The organism is Isoptericola sp. b408 (genome assembly GCF_030588085.1).
GTDB classification, from domain to species: domain Bacteria; phylum Actinomycetota; class Actinomycetes; order Actinomycetales; family Cellulomonadaceae; genus Isoptericola; species Isoptericola sediminis.
This window is the reverse complement of record NZ_JAUQYQ010000004.1, coordinates 1-20,575: the sequence shown is the minus strand read 5'-3', so window position 1 is coordinate 20,575 and position 20,575 is coordinate 1. Positions and strand designations below refer to the sequence as shown.

At 74.1% G+C, this 20,575-nt stretch carries 20 protein-coding genes and 1 riboswitch; of the genes, 10 read left to right on the top strand and 10 right to left on the bottom strand.

What is annotated here, in order from left to right; all coding sequences use genetic code 11:
- The first annotated feature begins 121 nt into the window (after positions 1 to 121).
- The gene (locus tag Q6347_RS11640) at positions 122 to 1,189 is read left to right on the top strand and encodes a LacI family DNA-binding transcriptional regulator (RefSeq protein ID WP_304607431.1); all 1,068 of its coding nucleotides are present in this window, start codon (positions 122 to 124) and stop codon (positions 1,187 to 1,189) included.
- Positions 1,190 to 1,215: 26 nt separating this feature from the next.
- On the opposite strand, the gene Q6347_RS11635 is transcribed toward Q6347_RS11640, so the two are convergent.
- The 4 genes from Q6347_RS11635 to Q6347_RS11620 all read right to left on the bottom strand — a co-directional run bounded on the left by Q6347_RS11635 (position 1,216) and on the right by Q6347_RS11620 (position 5,016).
- A complete protein-coding gene (locus Q6347_RS11635; RefSeq protein ID WP_304604608.1) occupies positions 1,216 to 1,872 on the bottom strand; it encodes a response regulator transcription factor in 657 nt (218 codons plus the stop codon).
- Positions 1,869 to 3,374 carry a cell wall metabolism sensor histidine kinase WalK gene (locus Q6347_RS11630; RefSeq protein ID WP_304607430.1) on the bottom strand — a complete coding sequence of 502 codons (1,506 nt, stop codon included), beginning with the start codon at positions 3,372 to 3,374 and terminating at the stop codon, positions 1,869 to 1,871. The genes Q6347_RS11635 and Q6347_RS11630 overlap by 4 nt, the downstream gene beginning before the upstream one ends.
- The gene (locus Q6347_RS11625; protein WP_304607429.1) at positions 3,350 to 4,561 is read right to left on the bottom strand and encodes a phosphotransferase; all 1,212 of its coding nucleotides are present in this window, start codon (positions 4,559 to 4,561) and stop codon (positions 3,350 to 3,352) included. The genes Q6347_RS11630 and Q6347_RS11625 overlap by 25 nt, the downstream gene beginning before the upstream one ends.
- Before the next feature lie 80 nt (positions 4,562 to 4,641).
- Positions 4,642 to 5,016 (bottom strand): hypothetical protein, encoded by a 375-nt coding sequence (locus Q6347_RS11620; RefSeq protein ID WP_304607428.1) that lies wholly within the window; start codon positions 5,014 to 5,016, stop codon positions 4,642 to 4,644.
- A gap of 213 nt (positions 5,017 to 5,229) precedes the next feature.
- Here Q6347_RS11620 and pgi point away from each other — a divergent pair, with 213 nt between their 5' ends.
- From pgi to Q6347_RS11580, 8 genes are all read left to right on the top strand, one after another.
- Positions 5,230 to 6,939 (top strand): glucose-6-phosphate isomerase, encoded by a 1,710-nt coding sequence (gene pgi / locus Q6347_RS11615; RefSeq protein WP_304607427.1) that lies wholly within the window; start codon positions 5,230 to 5,232, stop codon positions 6,937 to 6,939.
- A 91-nt stretch (positions 6,940 to 7,030) separates the two neighbouring features.
- Positions 7,031 to 7,861 (top strand): STAS domain-containing protein, encoded by an 831-nt coding sequence (locus Q6347_RS11610; protein ID WP_171248391.1) that lies wholly within the window; start codon positions 7,031 to 7,033, stop codon positions 7,859 to 7,861.
- Positions 7,858 to 8,259: an STAS domain-containing protein gene (locus tag Q6347_RS11605; RefSeq protein ID WP_304604611.1), complete on the top strand. Its 402-nt coding sequence runs from the start codon at positions 7,858 to 7,860 to the stop codon at positions 8,257 to 8,259. The genes Q6347_RS11610 and Q6347_RS11605 overlap by 4 nt, the downstream gene beginning before the upstream one ends.
- Entirely contained in the window at positions 8,256 to 8,672 is a 417-nt protein-coding gene (locus Q6347_RS11600) for an ATP-binding protein (RefSeq protein ID WP_304604612.1), read from the top strand. The genes Q6347_RS11605 and Q6347_RS11600 overlap by 4 nt, the downstream gene beginning before the upstream one ends.
- 32 nt (positions 8,673 to 8,704) lie before the next feature.
- Positions 8,705 to 9,727 (top strand): SpoIIE family protein phosphatase, encoded by a 1,023-nt coding sequence (locus tag Q6347_RS11595; protein ID WP_304604613.1) that lies wholly within the window; start codon positions 8,705 to 8,707, stop codon positions 9,725 to 9,727.
- A complete protein-coding gene (locus Q6347_RS11590; protein ID WP_304607426.1) occupies positions 9,724 to 10,971 on the top strand; it encodes a HAMP domain-containing sensor histidine kinase in 1,248 nt (415 codons plus the stop codon). The genes Q6347_RS11595 and Q6347_RS11590 overlap by 4 nt, the downstream gene beginning before the upstream one ends.
- The gene (locus Q6347_RS11585; protein WP_304607425.1) at positions 10,968 to 12,572 is read left to right on the top strand and encodes a SpoIIE family protein phosphatase; all 1,605 of its coding nucleotides are present in this window, start codon (positions 10,968 to 10,970) and stop codon (positions 12,570 to 12,572) included. The genes Q6347_RS11590 and Q6347_RS11585 overlap by 4 nt, the downstream gene beginning before the upstream one ends.
- Positions 12,573 to 12,581: 9 nt before the next feature.
- A complete protein-coding gene (locus Q6347_RS11580; protein WP_304607424.1) occupies positions 12,582 to 13,694 on the top strand; it encodes a PrsW family intramembrane metalloprotease in 1,113 nt (370 codons plus the stop codon).
- A 46-nt stretch (positions 13,695 to 13,740) separates the two neighbouring features.
- On the opposite strand, the gene Q6347_RS11575 is transcribed toward Q6347_RS11580, so the two are convergent.
- Genes Q6347_RS11575 through Q6347_RS11565 form a run of 3 tightly spaced genes read right to left on the bottom strand, consistent with a single transcriptional unit; the run spans position 13,741 to position 17,323 of the window.
- Entirely contained in the window at positions 13,741 to 14,487 is a 747-nt protein-coding gene (locus Q6347_RS11575) for an ABC transporter ATP-binding protein (RefSeq protein ID WP_369810848.1), read from the bottom strand.
- Positions 14,487 to 16,223, bottom strand: a complete 1,737-nt coding sequence (locus Q6347_RS11570; protein WP_369810847.1) for an ABC transporter permease — start codon at positions 16,221 to 16,223, stop codon at positions 14,487 to 14,489. Before Q6347_RS11570 ends, Q6347_RS11575 begins: the two co-directional genes overlap by 1 nt.
- On the bottom strand, positions 16,220 to 17,323 hold the full coding sequence (locus tag Q6347_RS11565) for a thiamine ABC transporter substrate binding subunit (protein WP_304607423.1): 1,104 nt from the start codon (positions 17,321 to 17,323) through the stop codon (positions 16,220 to 16,222). The genes Q6347_RS11570 and Q6347_RS11565 overlap by 4 nt, the downstream gene beginning before the upstream one ends.
- A 57-nt stretch (positions 17,324 to 17,380) precedes the next feature.
- Positions 17,381 to 17,484: riboswitch (TPP riboswitch) on the bottom strand.
- A gap of 106 nt (positions 17,485 to 17,590) precedes the next feature.
- Here Q6347_RS11565 and Q6347_RS11560 point away from each other — a divergent pair.
- The gene (locus tag Q6347_RS11560) at positions 17,591 to 17,875 is read left to right on the top strand and encodes a DUF4235 domain-containing protein (RefSeq protein ID WP_304604618.1); all 285 of its coding nucleotides are present in this window, start codon (positions 17,591 to 17,593) and stop codon (positions 17,873 to 17,875) included.
- 89 nt (positions 17,876 to 17,964) lie between these two features.
- Here Q6347_RS11560 and Q6347_RS11555 read toward each other — a convergent pair whose 3' ends face one another.
- From Q6347_RS11555 to Q6347_RS11545, 3 genes are all read right to left on the bottom strand, one after another.
- Entirely contained in the window at positions 17,965 to 18,693 is a 729-nt protein-coding gene (locus Q6347_RS11555; protein ID WP_304604619.1) for a PAS domain-containing protein, read from the bottom strand.
- Between the two features lie 106 nt (positions 18,694 to 18,799).
- A complete protein-coding gene (locus Q6347_RS11550) occupies positions 18,800 to 19,711 on the bottom strand; it encodes a sulfite exporter TauE/SafE family protein (protein WP_304607620.1) in 912 nt (303 codons plus the stop codon).
- A gap of 130 nt (positions 19,712 to 19,841) precedes the next feature.
- Complete coding sequence (locus Q6347_RS11545) at positions 19,842 to 20,300, bottom strand: Rrf2 family transcriptional regulator (protein ID WP_171248401.1); 459 nt, start codon at positions 20,298 to 20,300, stop codon at positions 19,842 to 19,844.
- Between the last annotated feature and the right edge of the window lie 275 nt (positions 20,301 to 20,575).

The following is a 20,575-nucleotide window of genomic DNA, read 5'->3' as shown; positions in this document are numbered from 1 at the left end:
CGGGTGTGGCCAGCCCCTAGCGTTTCCGACGGACGCAGCTTTCGTCAAACGTTTTCGATAACGATTTCATCACTGCCTTCCGTGGCTCGTCACCCCGGGCTGCGCGGGATACCGTCTTCCTGTGAGCACCGCCGCCGACCCGTCCGCCGCGGGTCCCAGGACCAGCCCGCCCGCCGGACGGGTGACGATCTCCGACGTCGCGCGCGTCGCCGGCGTGTCGGTCGCGACCGTCTCGAAGGTCGTCAACAACCGGTACGGGGTCGCCTCGTCGACGGCGGAGCGCGTCCTCGCCGTCGTGGCCGAGCTGGGCTACGAGTCCTCCCTCGTCGCCCGCAGCCTGCGGCGCCAGTCCACCAACGTGGTCGGCGTGCTGGTGGCCGAGTTCGAGCCCTACTCGACCGAGCTGCTCAAGGGGATCTCGTCAGCCGTCGGCGGCACCGGCTACGAGCTGCTCGCCTACAGCGGCGGGTCCGACGGCGGAGTGCCCGGCGGGTGGGAGCGCCGATCGCTGTCCCGGCTCGCCGGCACCCTCATCGACGCCGCGATCGTCGTCACCCCGACCATGGTGATGTCGGGCGCCTACGGGGTCCCCGTCGTGGCCATCGACCCGCACACCGGCCCCGAGGGCACCCACACCGTGGACTCCGACAACGTCACCGGTGCGCGCGAGGCCGTCGAGCACCTGCTGGGACTCGGGCACCGGCGCATCGCGCACCTGGGCGGACGCACGGACCTGCAGTCCGCGCGGCTGCGCGAGCTCGGCTACCGCCAGGCGCTCGAGGCCGCCGGCATCGACGTCGACCCGGACCTGGTGCGGGTGGGCGGCTACCGTCCCGACACCGCCGACACCCCCGCGCGCGAGCTGCTCACCGCGACCGGCGACGCCCGGCCCACCGCCGTCTTCGCCGCCAACGACCTCTCCGCGATCCACCTCATGGAGGTCGCCGCCGAGCTCGGCATCCGCGTGCCGGAGGACCTGTCCGTCGTCGGCTTCGACAACGTCCCCGAGTCGATGACCACCACCCCGGCGCTCACCACCGTCGCCCAGCCGCTGCACCAGATGGGGGCCGAGGCGCTACGCATGGTGCTCGACCTGCTCCACGGCACCCCCCGCGACCAGCACCTGCGCCTGCCGACCTCGCTCGTGGTGCGCGGCAGCACGGCCCCTCCCCCTCCGCCCGCGAGGTAGGCGGCGGAGGTCCCCCGCCCGACGGGTCAGACGAGCCGGTAGCCCATCCCCCGCACCGTCTCGATCCGCTCCGTGCCGATCTTCCGGCGCAGGTAGCGCACGTACACGTCGACCACGTTCGACCCCGGGTCGAAGTCGTAGCCCCACACCCGCGACAGCAGCTGCTCGCGCGAGAGCACCCGTCCCGGGTTGCGCAGGAACACCTCCGCCAGCGCGAACTCCCGGGCCGACAGGTCGACGGACCGGCCCTCCACCGTCACACGGCGGGACCCCAGGTCGAGGCCGAGGCCGCCGTGCTCCAGCACCTCCCGCTCGGCGCGTCCCGGCTCCCGCAGCCGCAGCCGGATGCGGGCCAGCAGCTCCTCGAACCCGAACGGCTTGGCCATGTAGTCGTCCGCACCGCCCTCGAGCCCGGTGACCCGGTCGGTGATGGAGTCCCGGGCGGTGAGGATGACCACGGGCATCGTGGACCCGGAGCCGCGCAGCCGGGACAGCACCTCGAACCCGTCGACCTCCGGCAGCCCGATGTCCAGCACCATGAGGTCGTACTCGCCGCTGAGCGCGTGCTCGACGGCCGACGCGCCGTCGGAGACCACGGTCGGGACGAACCCGTGGGCCCGCAGCCCCTTGCGGACGAACTGCGCGATGCGGTCCTCGTCCTCCGCCACCAGGATCCTGCTCATCGGACCGTCCCCTCCTGGACCCCGCCGACCGGGCCGCCGGCGACGGGCCACGACACGGTGACACGCAGCCCGTGCTCCCCCACGCCGTCGGACGCCGGGGACCCGGCCTCCGCCGTGACGGTCCCGCCGTGCCCGTGCGCGACGGCGGCGACGATCGCCAGGCCCAGCCCCGACCCGGGGACGTCCGCGTCGCCCACCCGGACGAAGCGCTCGAAGATGCGCTCGCGGTCCTGCGGTGCCACACCGGGCCCCTCGTCCCGCACCCAGAGGCGGGCGGTCGAGCCGGTGACGGCACTGCCGACCGCGATCCGCGTCCCGGGACGGGAGAACCTCACCGCGTTGTCGGCAAGCTGCAGCACCGCCTCGGTGAGCCGCTGCTCGTCGCCGGGCACGACCCCCTCGGCACGGGCGTCCACCCGCCAGGCGCGGTCCCCCAGGGCGCGCGCCTTGTCCAGCAGGTCGTCGGTCAGCGGCCCGAGGTCGACCTCGCCGAGCCGCACGAAGTCGGGGCGCTCGGACTTCGCCAGCAGCACGAGGTCCTCGACGATGCGGCTCATCCGCGCGGTCTCGTCCAGCAGCAGGGCTCGCGTCTCGGCGACGTCGTGCGGGTCGTCGGGCTCGAGCAGCTCCAGGTGTCCCCGCAGCACCGTCAACGGGGTGCGCAGCTCGTGACCGGCGTCGTCCAGGAACTGCCGTTGGGCGTCGAAGGCCGCCGCCACCCGGTCCAGCATCGTGTTGAAGGCCCGGCCGAGCGTGGCGACGTCGTCCTCGCCGTGCACCGGGGCCCGCAGCGTCAGGTCGTCGCCGCCGACCCGCTGCGCCGTCGCCGCGAGGAGCTCGAGCGGCCGCAGCAGCCGCCCCACGACCCACCACGCCACCGCCCCGACCAGGACGAGCGTGCCGAGCGAGACCAGGGCGAAGGTCCGGCGGAGCTCCTGCTGCGAGGCCAGCGCGAGATCCGTCCCCACGCCGACGACGTAGGTGCCGTGCTCCGAGCCGTCGGCGACCTGCACCGGGACGGCGATCACGTGCATCTCACCCACGGCAGTCGGGATCCGTTCCTCGACCGCGCTCCGGGCCTGCGGTCCGAGGTCGCCCACCAGCCCCACCAGGTCCGGGTCGTCGACCACCGCGGAGGCCCACGACGGCGAGTACAGGTCGGCGTCGCCGCCGACGAAGGTCACCAGCATCTCGTCGGCGCCCGGCACGTTGCGCTCGATCGCCACCCGCAGCAGCTGCTCCACGCTGCTGAAGGCCTCCCCGGTGTCCGGGTCCACGCCCCGCTCGGCCAGGACCCGGAACTCCTCGACCTCCTGGTCGAGCTCGCCGTCGATCCGTTCGAGGACCGCCCGGGCGTGGATCGTGTCGGTCACCGCCCATGCCACCGCCAGCCCGAGGGCGGACAGCAGCAGCACCGAGAGCACCGCCTTGGTGCGGACCGGCAGCGCCGACGGACGGAGCCGCCGGCCGCGCCCGGTCACCCCGGCACGCCGCCCAGCCATCGCTCGACGGCGTCCAGCCGCCGGGAGGTCTGCAGCGGCCAGTCCGCCTCCTGGACCCGGTGCGGCCCCGTCGCCAGCGACAGCAGCACCCCGCCGATCCGCGCCGACAGCTCCACCGGCTCGACCTGCCCGGCGAAACCCGCCGCGTACTCGAGCGCCAGGGCGTGCAGACGTTCGTTGTCCCACCCGCGCAGCAACGACAGCGTCTCGATGTGCGCCACCAGGCACGCCAGGTCGTCGGCGCGCCGGCCCGGACCGGCCGAGTCGACGTCCAGGAGACCCGTGATGCGCCCGTCGGCGAGCATGACCTGGGCCTCGTACAGGTCCCCGTGCGTCGGCTCGTCCGGGCGCTGCCCGGCGATCCGGGTCGCGATCGTCTCGGCGAGGTGCCGTGCCCGGTCGGCCTCCGCGGGCATCGCCGCGCCGATCACCGACGCGTAGTGGCCCGCGTTCTCGCTCCACGAGGTGCGCAGCGGCAGCTCGGCGACGCTGTCCGGCAGCCGGTCGAGCATGGTGACGACCTCGGCGGCGCTCGGGACCGCTCCCCCGTCGCGGACCGCGTGCCGCATCGACTCCCCGGACAGGGGCGCGATGACGAGCAGACCGTCGGCGCTGCGTCCGAGCGGCTTCGGCACCGGCAGCCCGGCGCCGGCGAGCAGCGCGTGGCGGGCGTGCAGGTCGTCCACCTTCTCGGGGCGCACGACCTTGAGGAAGACCCCGGCCCCGGGGGTGCTCGCCTCGATGACCGCGCGGCGCGTGGGACGGTAGGCACGGACCCTCAGCGTGACGGGGCCCCGCGCGACCTCGGGCACGCCCAGGTCGCCCAGCAGGGTGGCGACCGCCTCCGCGTCGTAGGCCGTGGCCAGCGCCGGCAGCGCCGGATCGCCCGGGAACCGCCACACGGCCACGGCGTGCTCGCCGTCGTCGAGGGTCAGGACACCGGGGACCTGCTGGTCGCCCGGGCGGCCGAGCGACGCCCCGAGCGTCTCGGTACGCACCCGCCCCGCCTCGACGCCCTCGCCCCACCGCACGCGCGCCCGGTAGGCGACGGTCGTCGACCGTCCGGGGCGGTGGTCCACCTGCCGGACCGACCAGTCGACGAGCTCGCCGCCCGCCGTCGAGACCGCGGTCGCGAGGAGCTCGGTCGCCTCCTCGCCCGTCAACAGGTCCAGGTCGCTCTGTGCCATCGGTCCATCCTCGCCAGAACCGGCGCGGAGCGCGCGCTCACCGCTCCGGTCGGCGATCCCCACCAGGACCGGCACGGTGCTCAGTCGTCGGAATCGGCCGAGTCCGCGCTCTGCACGTGCTGCGGGGAGGGCGAGGCGGTCTCCGCGCTGCGGGCGCTCTGCGTCGAGGGGTCGTCGGGCGAGTCGGAGGTGTCGACGGCGGTGGGCGGAGAGTCGGAGGACTCCGGGGACGGGTCGCTGACGTCGGTCGACGCGGGACCGGTCGAGCCCGACGACTCGTCGACGGACGAGTCGTCGGTCGCGCCCTCCTCCGGGCCGTCCAGCGTGACGGCGTCGACGCCCCCGGACGGGTCGTCCTGGTCGCTCGTCCCGACGGCGGCGGCGCCCGCGACGCCCATGCCCAGGGCCGCGGCGGTGCCGACGACGATCCAGCGCTTCTTCACGGACGGTCTCATGGCTGCTCCCTCGAACGGTGCCGGCATCCGCTGCCTGCGGACGTGCACCATCCTTCGGCGCCGGCATGAGACCTCGCGGAGACGAGCATGAGAGTCCTCTCATCCTCCGGGCGCGACCCACCGAGGGCCGGACGGGCCGTCGCCGTGGGCACGGGCCTCCCGGACCGCGGACCGGGCGCGCAGACGCTCGTCGCGGTCATTACGGTAGGCCTCATGACGACCTCTCCTGTCGACGCCACCACCACGCCCGCCTGGGGCGAGCTGCTCCGCCACCACCAGGAGTTCCGCGGGGACCTGCGCGGCTGGTTCGCCGCCGATCCCGGCCGCGCCGAGCGGTTCAGCCACACCACCGGGGACCTGCTGGTCGACCTGTCGAAGAACCTGGCGACCGACGAGACGTTCGACCTCCTCGTCCGTCTCGCGCACGAGGTGAACCTGCCCGAACGCATCGAGGCCATGTTCACCGGCGAGCACATCAACGTGACTGAGGACCGTGCCGTGCTGCACACCGCGCTGCGCCGGGCCCCCGGGACGCAGCCGTCGCTCGTCGTCGACGGCCAGGACGTGGACGCCGACGTCGCCCGTGAGCTCGACAAGGTGGGGGCGTTCGCGGAGCAGGTGCGCTCCGGGGAGTGGAGCGGCGTCACCGGCAAGCCGGTCCGGACGGTCGTCAACATCGGCATCGGCGGCTCCGACCTCGGCCCGGTCATGGTCTACGAGGCGCTCAAGCCCTACGGGCGCGAGGACCTCGAGGTCCGGTTCGTCTCGAACATCGACCCCACCGACCTGGCGCAGAAGACCGCCGACCTGGACCCCGAGACGACGCTGTTCATCGTGGCGTCCAAGACGTTCGGCACCCTGGAGACCCTCACCAACGCCCGCCTGGCCCGGGCCTGGCTGTGGGAGCGTCTGCACGCGGTCGGCGCCATCGAGGACGACCACGACGCGAAGCAGGCCGCGGTCCGCGCCCACTTCGTCGCCGTCTCCACCGCGCTGGACAAGGTCGAGGCGTTCGGCATCGACCCCGCCAACGCGTTCGGCTTCTGGGACTGGGTCGGCGGTCGGTACTCGGTCGACTCCGCCATCGGCACCTCGCTCGCCGTCGCCTTCGGCCCGGAGGTCTTCCGGGAGCTGCTCGCCGGCTTCCACACCGTCGACGAGCACTTCCGCACGACGCCGCTCGAGCGGAACGTGCCCGCCCTGATGGGGTTGCTCAACGTCTGGTACACGAACTTCCTCGGCGCCCACACCCACGCGGTGCTCCCCTACGCCCAGCAGCTCCACCGCTTCCCCGCCTACCTGCAGCAGCTCACGATGGAGTCCAACGGCAAGTCGGTGCGCTGGGACGGGTCGCCGGTCACGACGCAGACCGGCGAGGTCTTCTGGGGCGAGCCGGGGACGAACGGCCAGCACGCCTTCTACCAGCTCATCCACCAGGGCACCCGGACCGTGCCGGCCGACTTCGTCGCGTTCGCGACCCCCGCCTACCCGCTGGTCGACGCGGTCGGTGACGGCAAGGCGGTGGCGCCGGGCGCGGACGTGCACGAGCTGTTCCTGGCGAACTTCTTCGCCCAGACCAAGGCCCTCGCGTTCGGCAAGACGGCCGACGAGGTGCGGGCCGAGGGCACCGCCGAGGAGCTGGTCAGCGCCCGGACCTTCTCCGGCAACCGTCCGACGACCTCGATCATGGCGCCGGCGCTCACGCCGTCCGTCCTGGGTCAGCTCGTCGCGCTGTACGAGCACATCACCTTCGTCCAGGGCGTCGTGTGGGGCATCGACTCCTTCGACCAGTGGGGCGTCGAGCTCGGCAAGAAGCTGGCCCTGGAGGTCGCCCCGGCCGTGTCCGGGGACGACGCCGCCCTGGCGGAACAGGACTCCTCGACCCGCCGGCTGGTGGAGTTCTACCGGACACACCGGGCCTGACCTGCGGCGACGCGAACCGGTGGGTCGCGGGGGCGTTCTGCTCCTACACTGTCTCCGCGATCCACCCTCGCGCCGCCCGAAAGGAGCCCACGTGCCGACTGCCCGGAGTGCCCAGCTCTCCACGATCCTCACGGACCACGCCGAGGCCGTCCGCGCCGCGTGGCTCGACGCGTCGAGCGTCGAGCTGCGGGGCCGCAGCACCCGCGGCGAGCTCGAGCGCGAGCAGTCGGACATCTACGACGCGCTCGTGGAGGGGCTGCGCGACGGCGGCTCCGAGCTGGGCGACGCGGCGTTCGACCAGCTGCGGGGCATCCTGGCCGACGTCTCCGGTGCCCGCGCCCGCCTGGGGTTCACCCCCCGGGAGACGGCGATGGCGGTGTTCGCGCTCAAGGAGGGCCTGTACAGCCTGGTCGACGACGACGTCCGCGCGCACCTGACGCCGCTGATGCGGCTGGTGGACGACCTCGGCCTGTACACGTTCGAGAACTACGCGGACGCCCGCGAGGCGATCATCACCGAGCAGGCGGAGCAGCTCATGGAGCTGTCCACCCCGGTGGTGAAGCTGTGGGAGGGCATCGTCGCGGTGCCGCTGGTGGGCACCCTCGACTCGGCCCGCACGCAGGTCGTCATGGAGAAGCTCCTCAACACCCTCGTCGAGACGGGCAGCGAGCACGCGATCATCGACATCACGGGTGTGCCGGCGGTCGACACCCAGGTCGCCCAGCACCTGCTCAAGACGGTCGTGGCGGCGCGCCTCATGGGCGCCCAGTGCACGATCAGCGGCATCCGGCCGCAGATCGCCCAGACGATCGTGGCCCTCGGTATCGAGTTCGGCGACATCCGCACCCGCGCGTCCCTGGCCGACGCCCTGGTCGACGCGCTGCGCGAGAAGAAGCGACCGACCAGCGAGGTGCGCGGGTGAACGAGGTCCCGATCCTCAAGATCGGGTCGACGCTGCTGGTGTCGATCCAGGTCGAGCTGCAGGACGACACCGTGCTCCAGCTCCAGGAGGACCTCGCCGCCCGGATCACCCGGACCGGTGCGCGGGGCGTCATCATCGACATCTCCGGCCTGGAGATCGTCGACAGCTTCATCGGCCGCATGCTGGCCTCCGTCGCCGCCGTCTCGCGGGTGCTGGACGCCCGCACCGTCGTCGTCGGGATGCGTCCCGCCGTCGCGATCACCATGGTCGAGCTCGGGCTGGGGCTGCACGGGGTGCAGACGGCGCTCGACGTCGACCGCGGTCTGGCCCTGCTCAGTCCCGACAGCGTGGCGGCCGAAGACGTCCTCCTCGCGGCCGTCGAACGCGACGCCGGATGACCACGACCTCTCCCACCACCGGCACCCGACAACCGGTTCGCGACGACTCGGACGTGGTCCGGGTCCGCCAGGCCGTGCGACGGCTCGCCCAGCAGGCGCGGCTGTCCCTGGTCGACCAGACGAAGCTCGTCACCGCGGCGAGCGAGCTCGCGCGCAACACCCTGGTGCACGGCGGCGGCGGCGAGGCCGAGGTCGAGCTGGTCACGAGCGGGCGGCGCACCGGTGTCCGTGCCGTCTTCTCGGACCAGGGCCCCGGCATCGCCGACCTCGACCTCGCGCTCACCGACGGCTGGACCAGCGGCGGCGGGCTCGGGCTGGGGCTGTCGGGGTCGCGTCGTCTGGTCGAGCACTTCGCGATCGACACGACGCCCGGGGTCGGGACCCGCGTCGAGATCGCGGCCTGGGCGCGATGACCGGCGTCGTCGATCCGGACGAGCCACGCAGTGTGCTCGAGAGTGGCGCCTGGTACACGGTCGACCACCCGTCGGCCGTCGGCCGGGTGCGCCGCGCGGCGGTGACGACCGCGATCCGGCTCGGGCACGACGAGAGCCGTGCCGCCGAGGTCGGGCTCGTCGTGTCCGAGCTGGCCACGAACCAGACCCGCCACGCGGGCTCCGGCCGCATGCTGCTCGCGGTCGACCGGACGGACGGGTGCGCCCGCCTGACGGTGCTCGCCGTCGACTCGGGGCCGGGCATGCGCGACGTCGCGGCGGCGATGCGGGACGGTGTCTCCTCGCGGGGCACCCTCGGCATCGGTCTGGGCACGCTGCCCCGGCTGGCGGGCTCGTGGGACGCGTGGTCGGCCCCCGGCGCCGGGACCGTCGTGTCCGCCGCGTTCGACGCGCGCCGTCCCGTCGCCGGCGACGAGCGTCCGGCGTCCACCGCCGGCGCCCCGAGCGGCATCACCCGCGCCATGACGGGTCAGCAGGTCTGCGGTGACGCGTTCGCGGTCCGCGTGGACGACGGCGCGTCGAGCGTGCTGGTCGCCGACGGGCTGGGTCACGGCCCGCTCGCGGCGGCGGCCTCGCAGGCCGCCGTCCGGGCCTTCCGCGCGGCTCCCGCGGCCGGCCCCGCGATCCTCCTCGAGCGGGTGCACCGTGCCCTGGCGGGCACGCGCGGCGCCGCCGTGGCGGTGGTGCAGCAGATCGGCTCCACCCTGCGCCACGCCGGCATCGGCAACATCGCCGGGGCGATCCACGGCACCCGCACCCGCAGCCTGCTGAGCCCCCCGGGCATCGGCGGGTCGCGCTCCCCCGCGATCTCGGAGACGACGCACGCCGTCAGCGAGGGCGACGTCGTCACCCTGTACTCCGACGGACTGACCGACCGGGTCAACCTCGTGGACTACCCCGGTCTGCTGCTGCGCTCCGCGACCGTCGTCGCCGGCGTGATCATGCGCGACTTCGCCGTCCGGCGCGACGACGCCTGCGTGGTGGTCCTGCCCGTCCGAGGGGCCACACGGCCATGAGCGGGGCGGTGGAGGCCGCAGCTCTGCAGCGTCGGCTGGCCCGGCTCGAGCAGGCGCACGAGGCACTGACGGCCCAGTACGAACAGCTCTCGGCCGAGCTGGAGGAGACGAACTCCGGCGTGGTCGCGCTCTACGCCGAGCTGGACGAGCGCGGCCGCCAGCTCGCCGCGGCGAACGAGGCCAAGTCGCGGTTCCTGCGCAACGTGAGCCACGAGCTGAGGAGCCCGGTCAACTCGATCATCGGCCTGGCGGGACTGCTCGCCGAGTCGTCGCTGGACGACGACCAGGCCCAGCAGGTCCGGTTCGTGCGCGACAGCGCCGACACGCTGCTGACCCTCGTGGACGAGCTCCTGGAGCTGGCGCGCGCCGAGGCCGGGCACCAGGACGTCCACCCCGCCCCGTTCGACATGGCCGAGCTCCTCGCCGAGCTGGAGGGCACCACGCGCCCGCTGGTCCGGGACGGCGTCGAGCTCGTCGTCGACCGGCCGGGCGTGCCCGTGCTGTGCAGCGACCGGCGCCTCGTGGCGCGCATGCTCCGCAACCTGCTGACCAACGCGGTGAAGTTCACCGAGCGCGGGTCGGTGCACCTGGTCGTCACGCCCACGGCCGACGGCGCGCGGTGCGAGGTCCGGGACACGGGGCTGGGCGTGCCCGCGGACCAGATCGACGCGATCTTCGAGGAGTTCGTCCAGGTGCCCCACCACCTGCAGCCGGGCGCGCGGGGGACGGGTCTGGGGCTGCCGTACGCGCGGCGCACCGCCGAGGCGCTCGGCGGCAGCCTCACCGCGACCTCGACGCTCGGCGAGGGGAGCGTCTTCACGCTCACCCTGCCCTCGCTGGAGGACGCCGCCAGGGCGGACGCCCCCGCCGGTGCCCGGAGCGGTCGCGTCGGCCACGTCCTCGTCGTGGACGACGACCACGCCTTCGGCTCCTCGGTCGCCGGTCTGCTCCGCGACGAGGCGACCCGGGTCAGCGTCGCCCACGACGCCGGCACGGCCCTGGCGATGCTGCAGGACGACGTCGACGCCGTCGTCCTGGACGTGCGCATGCCGGACACGACCGGCACGGCGCTGCTGGCTCGGATGCTGGACGAACGGCCGGGCCTGGCAGCCGTCCTGATGTCGAGCGGACCGAGCCCCGCCCCCGGCCCGTGGACGCGCACGGCGCGGTTCCTGCCGAAGGACCGGATCGACCGTGCCGCACTCGTCGCGGCACTCGACACCGAAGGGACAGCAGGACCGTGATCGAGGAGAACGGACGGCGACGGGTGCTCGTCGTCGACGACACCCACGCCCACCGCTACCTCATGGCCACCTGGCTGCGCGCCGCCGGCTACGCGGTGGCGGAGGCCGCCACCGGGAGCGAGGCGCTGCAGCGCGCCTCGGCCGAGTTCGACACCGTGGTCCTCGACGTCAACCTGCCGGACGTCTCGGGGGCGGAGGTGTGCCGGGAGCTGAAGAACAGGCCGGAGACGTCCCCCGTGCCCGTCCTGCACGTGTCGGCCACGTCGATCGACGCGGCGGCCCGCACGGCCGGGTTGCAGCACGGCGCCGACGCCTACCTGCCCGAACCCCTCGACCGTGACGAGTTCCTCGCCACCGTGGGCGCGCTGTGCCGCAGCTACGACGAGAAGCGAGGGGCGCACCGGACCGCGCAGCGGCTCGACGACCTCGGCACGGCGCTGGTCCCCCTGCACTCGGCGCGCTCCGCCGAGGAGGCGGTGGACCTCGCGGCCCGGGGCGCGTCGAGCGTCCTCGGACGTGCCGCGATCGCCATGGTGGTCGTCGATGCCGACCACGTCCTGCGCACCGTGTGCCCGGCGCCGGGCGCCCCGCTGGTCCGCGGTGCCGGCGAGACGCCCGTCCCGCCGCCGGGAGGGGTCAGCTCGGCGCTGCTGCCGAGGGAACGCGTCCCCGCGCCGTGGCGGGAGCTGCTCACGCAGGCCGGGGTGGGGCCCTCCTCGTGGTGGACCACGTGGATGCGCGACGCCCGCGGGCGGCTCGTCGGCGGCCTCGGCGTCCAGCTGGCCGACTCCGAGACCGGCCCGACGGACGACGACCGGGAGACCGTGCGACGGTTCACGCAGGCGACCGCGGTGGCGCTGGCCAACCTGCGCCTGCTCGCCGAGGAGCACCGGATCACCCGCGCCCTGCAGGACGCGCTGCTCCCGTCCGACCTCACGGTGCGCCCCGGGTTCGACGTCTCCGCGTGCTACGAGGCCTCGGACGACCTGCTGGACGTCGGGGGCGACTTCTACGACGCCTTCGACCTCCCCGACGGCCGGGTCGCGGTGGTGATCGGCGACGTCCAGGGCCACTCCCTGCACGCCGCCACCGTCATGGGCGAGCTCCGTCTGACGCTGCGCGCCTACCTGCGCGAGGGGCACGGGGCGGAACGCGCGCTGGAGCTGCTCAACGAGGTGCTGCGCACCGACCACACCGAGACCGCGACGGTGTGCGTCTGCCTCGCGGACCCGGTCACCGGCGAGGTCGAGCTGACCGACGCCGGGCACCTGCCGGCGATGCTCGTCCGCTCCGACGGCACGGCACGGCCGGTGAAGTCCACCTCCCGGCTGCTGGGGCTGCCGAGCCCGGAGAGCCGCCCGCCGTACCGCACCACGCTGGCGGTCGGTGACCTGCTGGTCCTGGCCACGGACGGACTGGTCGAGCGCCGGGACGGCTCGCTGCGCGACGGCCTGGCCCGGCTCCGGACCGCCGCCGCGCAGATCCCCGGGACCTGCCCCGACGACGCGTGCCAGCACCTGCTCGACGCCTTCGACGACGGCGCGCGCGAGGACGACGTGGCCGTGGTGATCGTGCGCCGCACGAGCGGGGCCGCTCAGTAGGGTCAGGGCATGCCACCCCTGGAGCCACGGGCGATCCTGGCCGGCAGGCCCACCGCCCGGCCGTCGGTGGGGGTCGTCGTCACGGTGGCCACGTCCTCCCTGTGCCTGGCGGTGGCTCTCGCCCTGCTGCTGCGGGACGGTGCGGACGGCGTGGTCACGGCGGTCGTCCTGGCGCTCGTCCCCCTGCCGCTGCTGCTCGCCGGGGTCCTCGCGCTCGACCGCCTCGAGCCCGAACCCCCCGACGTCCTCGTCGCCGCGTTCGGCTGGGGTGCGGGCGTCGCCGTCCTGCTCGCCACGCTCCTCAACACCGCCGGGCTGGACCTCGTGTGGCGGCCGATGCTCGGCGCCGAGCTCGGCCGGTACGCCACGGCGTCCCTCACCGCCCCGGTCGTCGAGGAGCTGGCGAAGGGCGCGGTGCTCGTGGGGCTGCTCTGGTTCAGGCGCCACGAGCTCAACGGTCCCACTGACGGCATCATCTACGGCTCCACGGTGGCCCTGGGCTTCGCCACCGTGGAGAACATCAGCTACTACGCCACCGCTCCGGCCGGGACGCTGGCGGGGACCTTCGTCGTGCGGGGGATCGTCTCCCCGCTGCTGCACCCCCTGTGCACGTCCCTGATCGGCGTGGGCGTGGCCGCGGCGGCCCTGCGCCGGCCCGGACGGCGTGCGCTGCCCGTCGTGGCCGGCGTGGCCGGGGCGACCGCGCTGCACGCCCTGTGGAACGCCTCGACGGCGGCGGGTGCTCTCGGTCTCGGGGTCGCGTACCTGCTGGGCGCCGGCGTGCTGGTGGCGCTCGGCGTCGTGCTGCACCGCGACCGCCGTCGGATCGTCGGCCTGGTGCGCCGGCACCTGCCCCGCTACCAGGAGCTCGGCGTGATCGGCACGGGCGACCTGCGGATGCTGTCGTCGCTGCGGGCACGGCAGCGGGCCCGCGAGCAGGTCCGCGGTGCCCTCGGCCGGGGCGCGGCGCGGGCCCTGGCGGACTACCAGCAGGCCGCCACCGAGCTGGCGATGCTGCACCGCCGGTACGACCTGGGCCTGGTGGACGACGACGCGTTCGTGGCCCGCCGCGACCCGCTGCTGCTGCTCATGGGGCACGCACGGGTCGTCTTCGCGCGCTGACGGAGGGCTGCGGCCCACGGTCTACGGCAGGGCCCACCGGCGACGGTCAGGGGAGCTCGAGCCCGAGGAACTCCGCGACCCGCGCCGAGGCGGGTGCGGCGCGGAGCCGCTCCGGGGTGTCGGCCTGCAGCAGCCGCCCTGCGTCCATCACGGCGACCCGGTCGGCCACCGTGAAGGCCTCGGCGTGGTCGTGGGTGACGAACACCGCCGTCGTGCGGGTCGCCCGCAGCGTGTCGCGCACGTCGATCGCGAGCTTCTCGCGCAGCTGCCGGTCCAGGGCGGACAGCGGCTCGTCGAGCAGCAGCAGCCGCGGCCGCGGGGCCAGGGCCCGGGCCAGCGCGACCCGCTGCTTCTCCCCGCCGGACAGCGTCGACACGGCCCGCCGCGCGTACCCGGCCAGCCCGACGTCCGCGAGCAGCTCGGCCACCCGGTCGCGCCGCTGCGCCGCGGGGATCCCCTGCATCTCCAGCCCGTAGGCGACGTTCCGGCCCACGTCCCGGTGCGGGAACAGCTGACCGTCCTGGAACAGCAGGCCGAACCCGCGCCGATGCACCGGCACGCGGGCCAGGTCCTGCCCCGCGAACGACACCGACCCCGCCACCAGCGGCTCCAGCCCCGCGACCGCGCGCAGCAGCGACGACTTGCCGCAGCCGCTCGGCCCGAGCAGCGCCAGGACCTCGCCCGTCGCGACGTCGAGCGACACGTGGTCGACCGCCGTCGTGCCCGCCTCGTGCCGCGTGCCCTCGTAGCGCACGACGACGTCACGGACGCTCAGGCCCTCGGCCCCGGACATCAGAACTCCCCTCCGCCCGCGTCACCGCGCAGGCGTTCCGCCACCATCATGACCGTCGCGGTGAGCACGGCCAGCACCACGGACGCCGCGAGCGCCATCCCGTAGTTCTCCGCCCCGGGCCGGCCGATGAGCCGGAAGATGACGACCGGCAGCGTCGCCGCGTCGGGGCGGGCGAGGAACGACGTCGCGCCGAACTCGCCGAGCGACACCGCGAACGCGAACCCGACGGCCAGCCCGAGGGACCGGGCGGTCAGGGGGCCGTCGACGGTCCGCAGCACCCGGCCCGGGGCGGCACCCAGGGTGGCGGCGACCTCGCGCAGCCGCGGGTCGATCGCCCGCACCACGGGCAGCACGGTGCGGACCACGAGCGGGATCGCGACGACCGCCTGCGCGATCGGCACGAGCAGGCCCGAGGTCCGCAGGTCGACGTCGAGCCCGAGCGGCCGGTCCAGGGTGATGAGGAACCCGAACCCGACGGTCACCGCGGAGACCCCGAGGGGCAGCATGAACGCGGCGTCCAGCGCCCCGACGGCCCGACGCAGCCCGGCCGACCGGGGACGGCGCGAGACGACCAGGGCCACGAGCCCGCCGACGACGACGGCGATGAGGGCGGCCAGCACGGCTGTGCGCAGCGAGTTCACCGTCGCCTCCCACACGGTGACGGACAGCGCGTTGCGGCCCCCGGTCGTGCCGAGGGCGACGTAGTTGTCGAACCCCCAGGTGCCGTCGGGCGTCCGCAGCGAGCGGGCGACCAGACCCGCGAGCGGCACGACGACCAGCAGGCCGACGACGGCGACGGTCGCGGCCGCCGGGACGGCGTCGCTGGCCCGTCGCCAGGAGAAGCGGTGCGCCGCGGACCGGTCGCTGGTCAGGTGCAGCGCGCGCTCGCGGCGGGCACGCAGCCGGGCGCTGACGAGCAGTGCTCCGGTGACGACCACGAGCTGCAGGATGCTGAGCACGGCGGCGGCGCGCAGGTCGAGGAACTGGGTGGTGCGGATCCAGATCTCGGTCTCGATCGTGCCGTACCGCATGCCCCCGAGCACCAGGACGACGCCGAACGCCGTCGAGCAGAACAGGAAGACCACGGCGGCCGCGGACGCGATCGCGGGCCCCAGCGCCGGCAGGGTGACCGTGCGGAAGGCCCGCCACGGGCTCGCGCCGAGGGAGCGGGCCGCCTGCTCGGCCCGCGGGTCGAGCCGCTCCCACAGCCCGCCGACGGTGCGCACGACGACGGCGTAGTTGAAGAACACCAGGGCCACGACGACCCCGGCGAAGGACTCCTCGATGCCGAGCCACCCGAAGGTGCCGCCCGGGGCGAACAGCGCCCGGAAGGCCACGCCGACCACGACGGTCGGCAGCACGAACGGCACGGTCACCAGGCCGCGTGCCAGCGCCCGGCCCGGGAACCGGCACCGGTAGAGCACGTAGGCGCCGGGCAGCCCGAGCAGGACGGCCAGGACCGTGCCGACGGACGCCTGGGCGAGGGTCTGCCCGACGACGCGCCACGTGCGGGGCTGGGACAGGACCTCCGCGAACCCGGACAGGTCGAGCGCGCGAGTGCCGCCGTCGTCGGTGAAGAACCCCTGGACGACGAGCGCCGCCACGGGCCACGCGAAGAACACCCCGAGGAACAGCAGGGGCAGGCCCGCGGCGAGGACCCACCACAGCCAGGTCCCCGGGGCGGGCCGACGGCGGGGCGGCCGCAGGGACGCCCCGCCGCTGGTGGAGGGCGTCACCCGATGACCGTGGCCGTCCACTGCTCGATCCACTCGTCACGGTGCGCGGCGATCTCGTCCGGCGCGACGTCGAACGGTTCCTCGGCGAGGGGGGCGAACTCCTCCCACTCGGCCGGCAGCTCGACGGTGTCGTCGGCCGGGTACATGTACATGTTCGCGGGGATGTCGGCCTGCACCTCGGCGGAGGCGAGGAAGTCCACCAGGGCCCGGGCGCCGTCGGGGTTGTCGGTGCCGGCGAGGACGCCGGCGTACTCGACCTGGCGGAAGCAGGTGTCCAGCAGCGCCTCGGTGGTGCTCTCGCTGCCGTCCTCGGTCACGGTGAAGGCCGGAGAGGTGGCGTAGGAGAGCACGATCGGCCGCTCACCGCCCTCGCCGGCCCCGGAGAAGTCGACGTAGTAGGCGTCCGACCAGCCGTCGGTGACCTTGAGACCGTTGTCCGAGAGGTCGGCCCAGTACTGCTGCCAGCCGTCCTCCCCGAAGGCGTCGACGGTGGCGAGCAGGAACGCGAAGCCGGGCGACGAGGTCGCCGGGTTGGTCACGACCGTCAGGTCCTCGTACGCGGGGTCGGTCAGGTCCTCGAGGGTGCTCGGCGGCTCGACGCCCTCGGCCTCGAACCAGGTGGTGTCGACGTTGAGGCAGACGTCGCCCTTGTCGATCGGGGTGAGCCCCTCGAGCGCCGGGTCGACGAGCCCGGTCGCGGACTGGTCGAGGTCGGCCGGCGTGTACGGCTCGAAGACGTCGGCCTCGACGGCACGCGAGGCGAAGGTGTTGTCCACGCCGTAGACGACGTCGCCGAGCGGGCTGTCGGCCGTGAGCACGAGCTGGTTGACCAAGGTGCCGGCGTCGCCGGCGGCGACCTGCTCGACGGTGAGCCCGGTCTCCTCCTCGAACGACTCCAGGACCCCCTCGCTCAGGGCGAAGGAGTCGTGCGTGACGAGCGTGACGGTACCGGACAGCTCCGGCGTGGCGCTCGCGTCGGCGGAGCCCGCGGAGCTGCTGGGCGCTGCTCCGGGGGACTCCTCGCCGCCGCAGGCGGCCAGCGCGGGCAGCAGCGCGACGACGGCGGTGGTCGCGACGGTGCGACGGAGACGATGACTCATGTGTCCTCCTCAGACGTTCGAGAAGGGGGTCCGCCGCTCGGAGGGTCCGAGGCGACGGGATCGAGAAGCCCGACTTCCTCCACCGGTGCTAACCGGATCAGGTTCGAGGGTCTGCGGTGGTCCGCACTCTCAGCGCCGATGGCGCTCCCCTGTCGTTCCCCCCGAGCCTACACACCTCGAGCACGCTACGGTGGTGGCGTCCGTGGCGCGGACCTCCCGACGGAGTCCGTCCGTGACCGCCCGGCGCACCGAACGACTGGAGGACCCGTGGAGCTGTCCAAGAGCACCGAGCCGACGCTGGCCGTGAAGGTCGGGACGATCGCGGCGACCCTCGCCGCCGGCTGGGTGGCCCAGAAGATCATCAAGACGATCTGGGAGAAGGCCACGGGCAAGGAGGCCCCGATCGACCTGGACGCGGACGACATCCCGATCGTCCAGGCGATCACGTTCGCCGCCGTCACGGGTGGCGCCGCGGTGATGGCCCGCCGGCTCGCGAAGCAGGGGGTCGTCAAGGCGGTCGACCGCCGCGCCAAGAAGATCTCGACGGTCTGAGTCCCGGACTCGCGGGGCGGCTCGTTCGCCCCGCGAGCGGTCGGACGGTGACCGGCGCGCCTCGCGAGAGGTCGGACCGGTACCGGTGCTCAGCGCCGGGTGCTCTGACGTCGACGGGCCAGCTGGGCCTCGTGCCCGTGCGGGCGGTCCACGCTGTGGACCGCGTCGAGCGCGGCCTGCAGCCGGTCGTCAGGCTCTCCACGGGACGTGCGGAGCTCGCTGACGACCTGTGACGCCGCTGACTGCATCGGGATCCCGGCTCGTGCGGCGACCTCGCCGAGCAGGTCCGTGGCGTCGGCCTCGTCCAGGCCCCGCACGATCATGAGGGCACCCTTGACCTGTTCGACGGCGGCGGCGGAGACCATCGCCCGCCCGACGGCACGGTGGGACTCGCGGTCCAGCACCTCGCGCGCGACCGGGCTGACGTCCAGCACATACCCGCCCACCCGGGCGATGGCCCCGTCCTCGTCCAGCTGCCCCCGACCCGTGACGACGACCGTACGTGCCTTGCCGTGCGGGTCGATGATGCGGTGGGCGCTGCTGAACGGCCGCCCGGCCCGCAGGGACACGATCGCCGTCCGCGACACGCGCGCCCGGTCGTCCGGGTGGGTCCGCGCCCGGATGATGTCCACGGTGGGTGTGAGATCGCCGGGCTCCGACCCGTACATCCGGTAGACCTCGTCGGACCACCACACGGCACCGGAGGGCGCGTCGATCCGGTACTGACCCACGACGAGCTGGGTCCCGGTGGAGAGTGCGTCGGTCACCGATGAGAGCGCGGAACTCTTCATGATCCGCGACGACGACAGCGAACTCATGTGTTCTCCTCCCGACGATCTCACCGGGCCGGGCCGGGCCGGTGTGGCCCACCGTACTCCGCGGAGTCACGAGCGCCACCTGGGCGGACGTCTTCACCCGCGGGTTTCACCCGCCGACGCTGTGCGCGTCCTGGGTCGTCGTCCGGGCCATGGTCACCGACTGCTCGCGGCGGTGCGCCCGCACGGACCACGCGACCGCCGCGGCCCAGAGCACGACGACGGCGGCGAGGACCACCGTCGTCCAGGCCGGCGCGAGGTCGACCGTGGCGAGCAGGGTCCGGCTGTTGGTGAGCACGATGACGCCACCGACCGCCGATCCGAGCACCCGGGGCGGCACGAGCCGGACCAACCAGGCCGCGACCGGCGCGGCGACGAGGCCGCCCAGCAGCAGGGCGGTGGCCCACATCGGGTCGATGCCCGCCGTCCCGAGGCCCACGAGGAAGCCCAGGCTGGCCGCCACGGCGACGAAGAACTCGCTGGTGTCGATCGAACCAATGACCTTGCGGGGCTCCAGGCGTCCGCTGGCGAGGATCGCCGGCGTCCCGACCGGCCCCCAGCCGCCACCACCGGTGGCGTCGAGGAAGCCGCCGACCAGGCCGAGGGGCGCGAGGAAGCGGCGACGCAGCGGCTGGCCGATCTTGTCGGTGCGCAGACCGCGGAACGTGAACCGGGACAGCACGTACACGCCGAGCGCGAGCAGCAGCACCGACATGACCGGCTTGGCGAGATCGGTCGACAGCCACGACAGGAACGTCGCCCCGGCGAACGCGCCGATCGCCCCCGGCACGCCGATGCGCGCGACGACGCGCCAGTCCACGTTGCCGAACCGCCAGTGCGACGCCCCCGACGCGAGCGTGGTCCCGATCTCCGCGAGGTGCACCGTGGCCGACGCTGCGGCAGGGTTGGTCCCGATCGCCAGGAGCAGCGTCGTCGACGTGACGCCGTAGGCCATGCCCAGGCTGCCGTCGACGAGCTGAGCCCCCAGGCCCACGAGAGCGAGCAGCACCAGTGTCTGCATCACGAGTCCCTCCGTCCGTGCGTGGTCGGTGACCCCGCTGAATCGACTATATCCGATCGGGCTAGTCGGGTTTAACGATACGCAGCATCCTGGTCGGATCTGCGTCGACGGACCCGGAGAGGGGCCGCGATCAGGGGTTCTGCCAGGCGGAGTCGCTGGACGTCAACGACCGGATCTCGTCCGGGAGGGATCCCGCCGCCAGGTCGGACACGGTGACCTCCTCCAGGACACGCCGCACGCTGGCCCGCAGGGCCACCCAGACGTGCAGGAGGTCGGCGGCGGCCCCCTCGTAGTCCAGGTCGGCGGGACGCTCGTCGCGGACGAACACCAGCGGGCCGTCGACGGCCCGCACGACGTCCGCCACCGTCACCTGGTCGGCGGGTCGTGCCAGGACGTAGCCGCCCCGCGCGCCCCGGCGGCTGGCCACGATGCCCTCGCGGCGCAGGTCACGCAGGATCGACTCGAGGAAGCGGTGCGGGATGTGCTGCGCCTCGGCCAGCGACTCGGCGGGCACGGGTGCACCGTCGTCGCCCGCGGCGAGCTCGGCCGTCGCTCGCACCGCGTAGTCGGCCTTCGCCGAGACCCTCACCCTGGTTCCTCCCGTTCAGCAGTCCGCCCCGCACGCTCACCGCGCACCCTGCGCTCATCGTAGAGGTGGAGAGCGGGCCGTCCGCCACGGACCCGTCCGCGATGCCGGCACGCCGCCGCGGGCGGGGTGGTCGCCGTCCGCGCGGTCCGCTGCGGTCTCGGGGGTTCGGGGGAAAGGCAGCAGGCCCCCCACCTGTGGGGTGGGGGGCCTGCTGTGAAGGGTGTCCGGCGGCGTCCTACTCTCCCACCCCGTCTCCAGGGCAGTACCATCGGCGC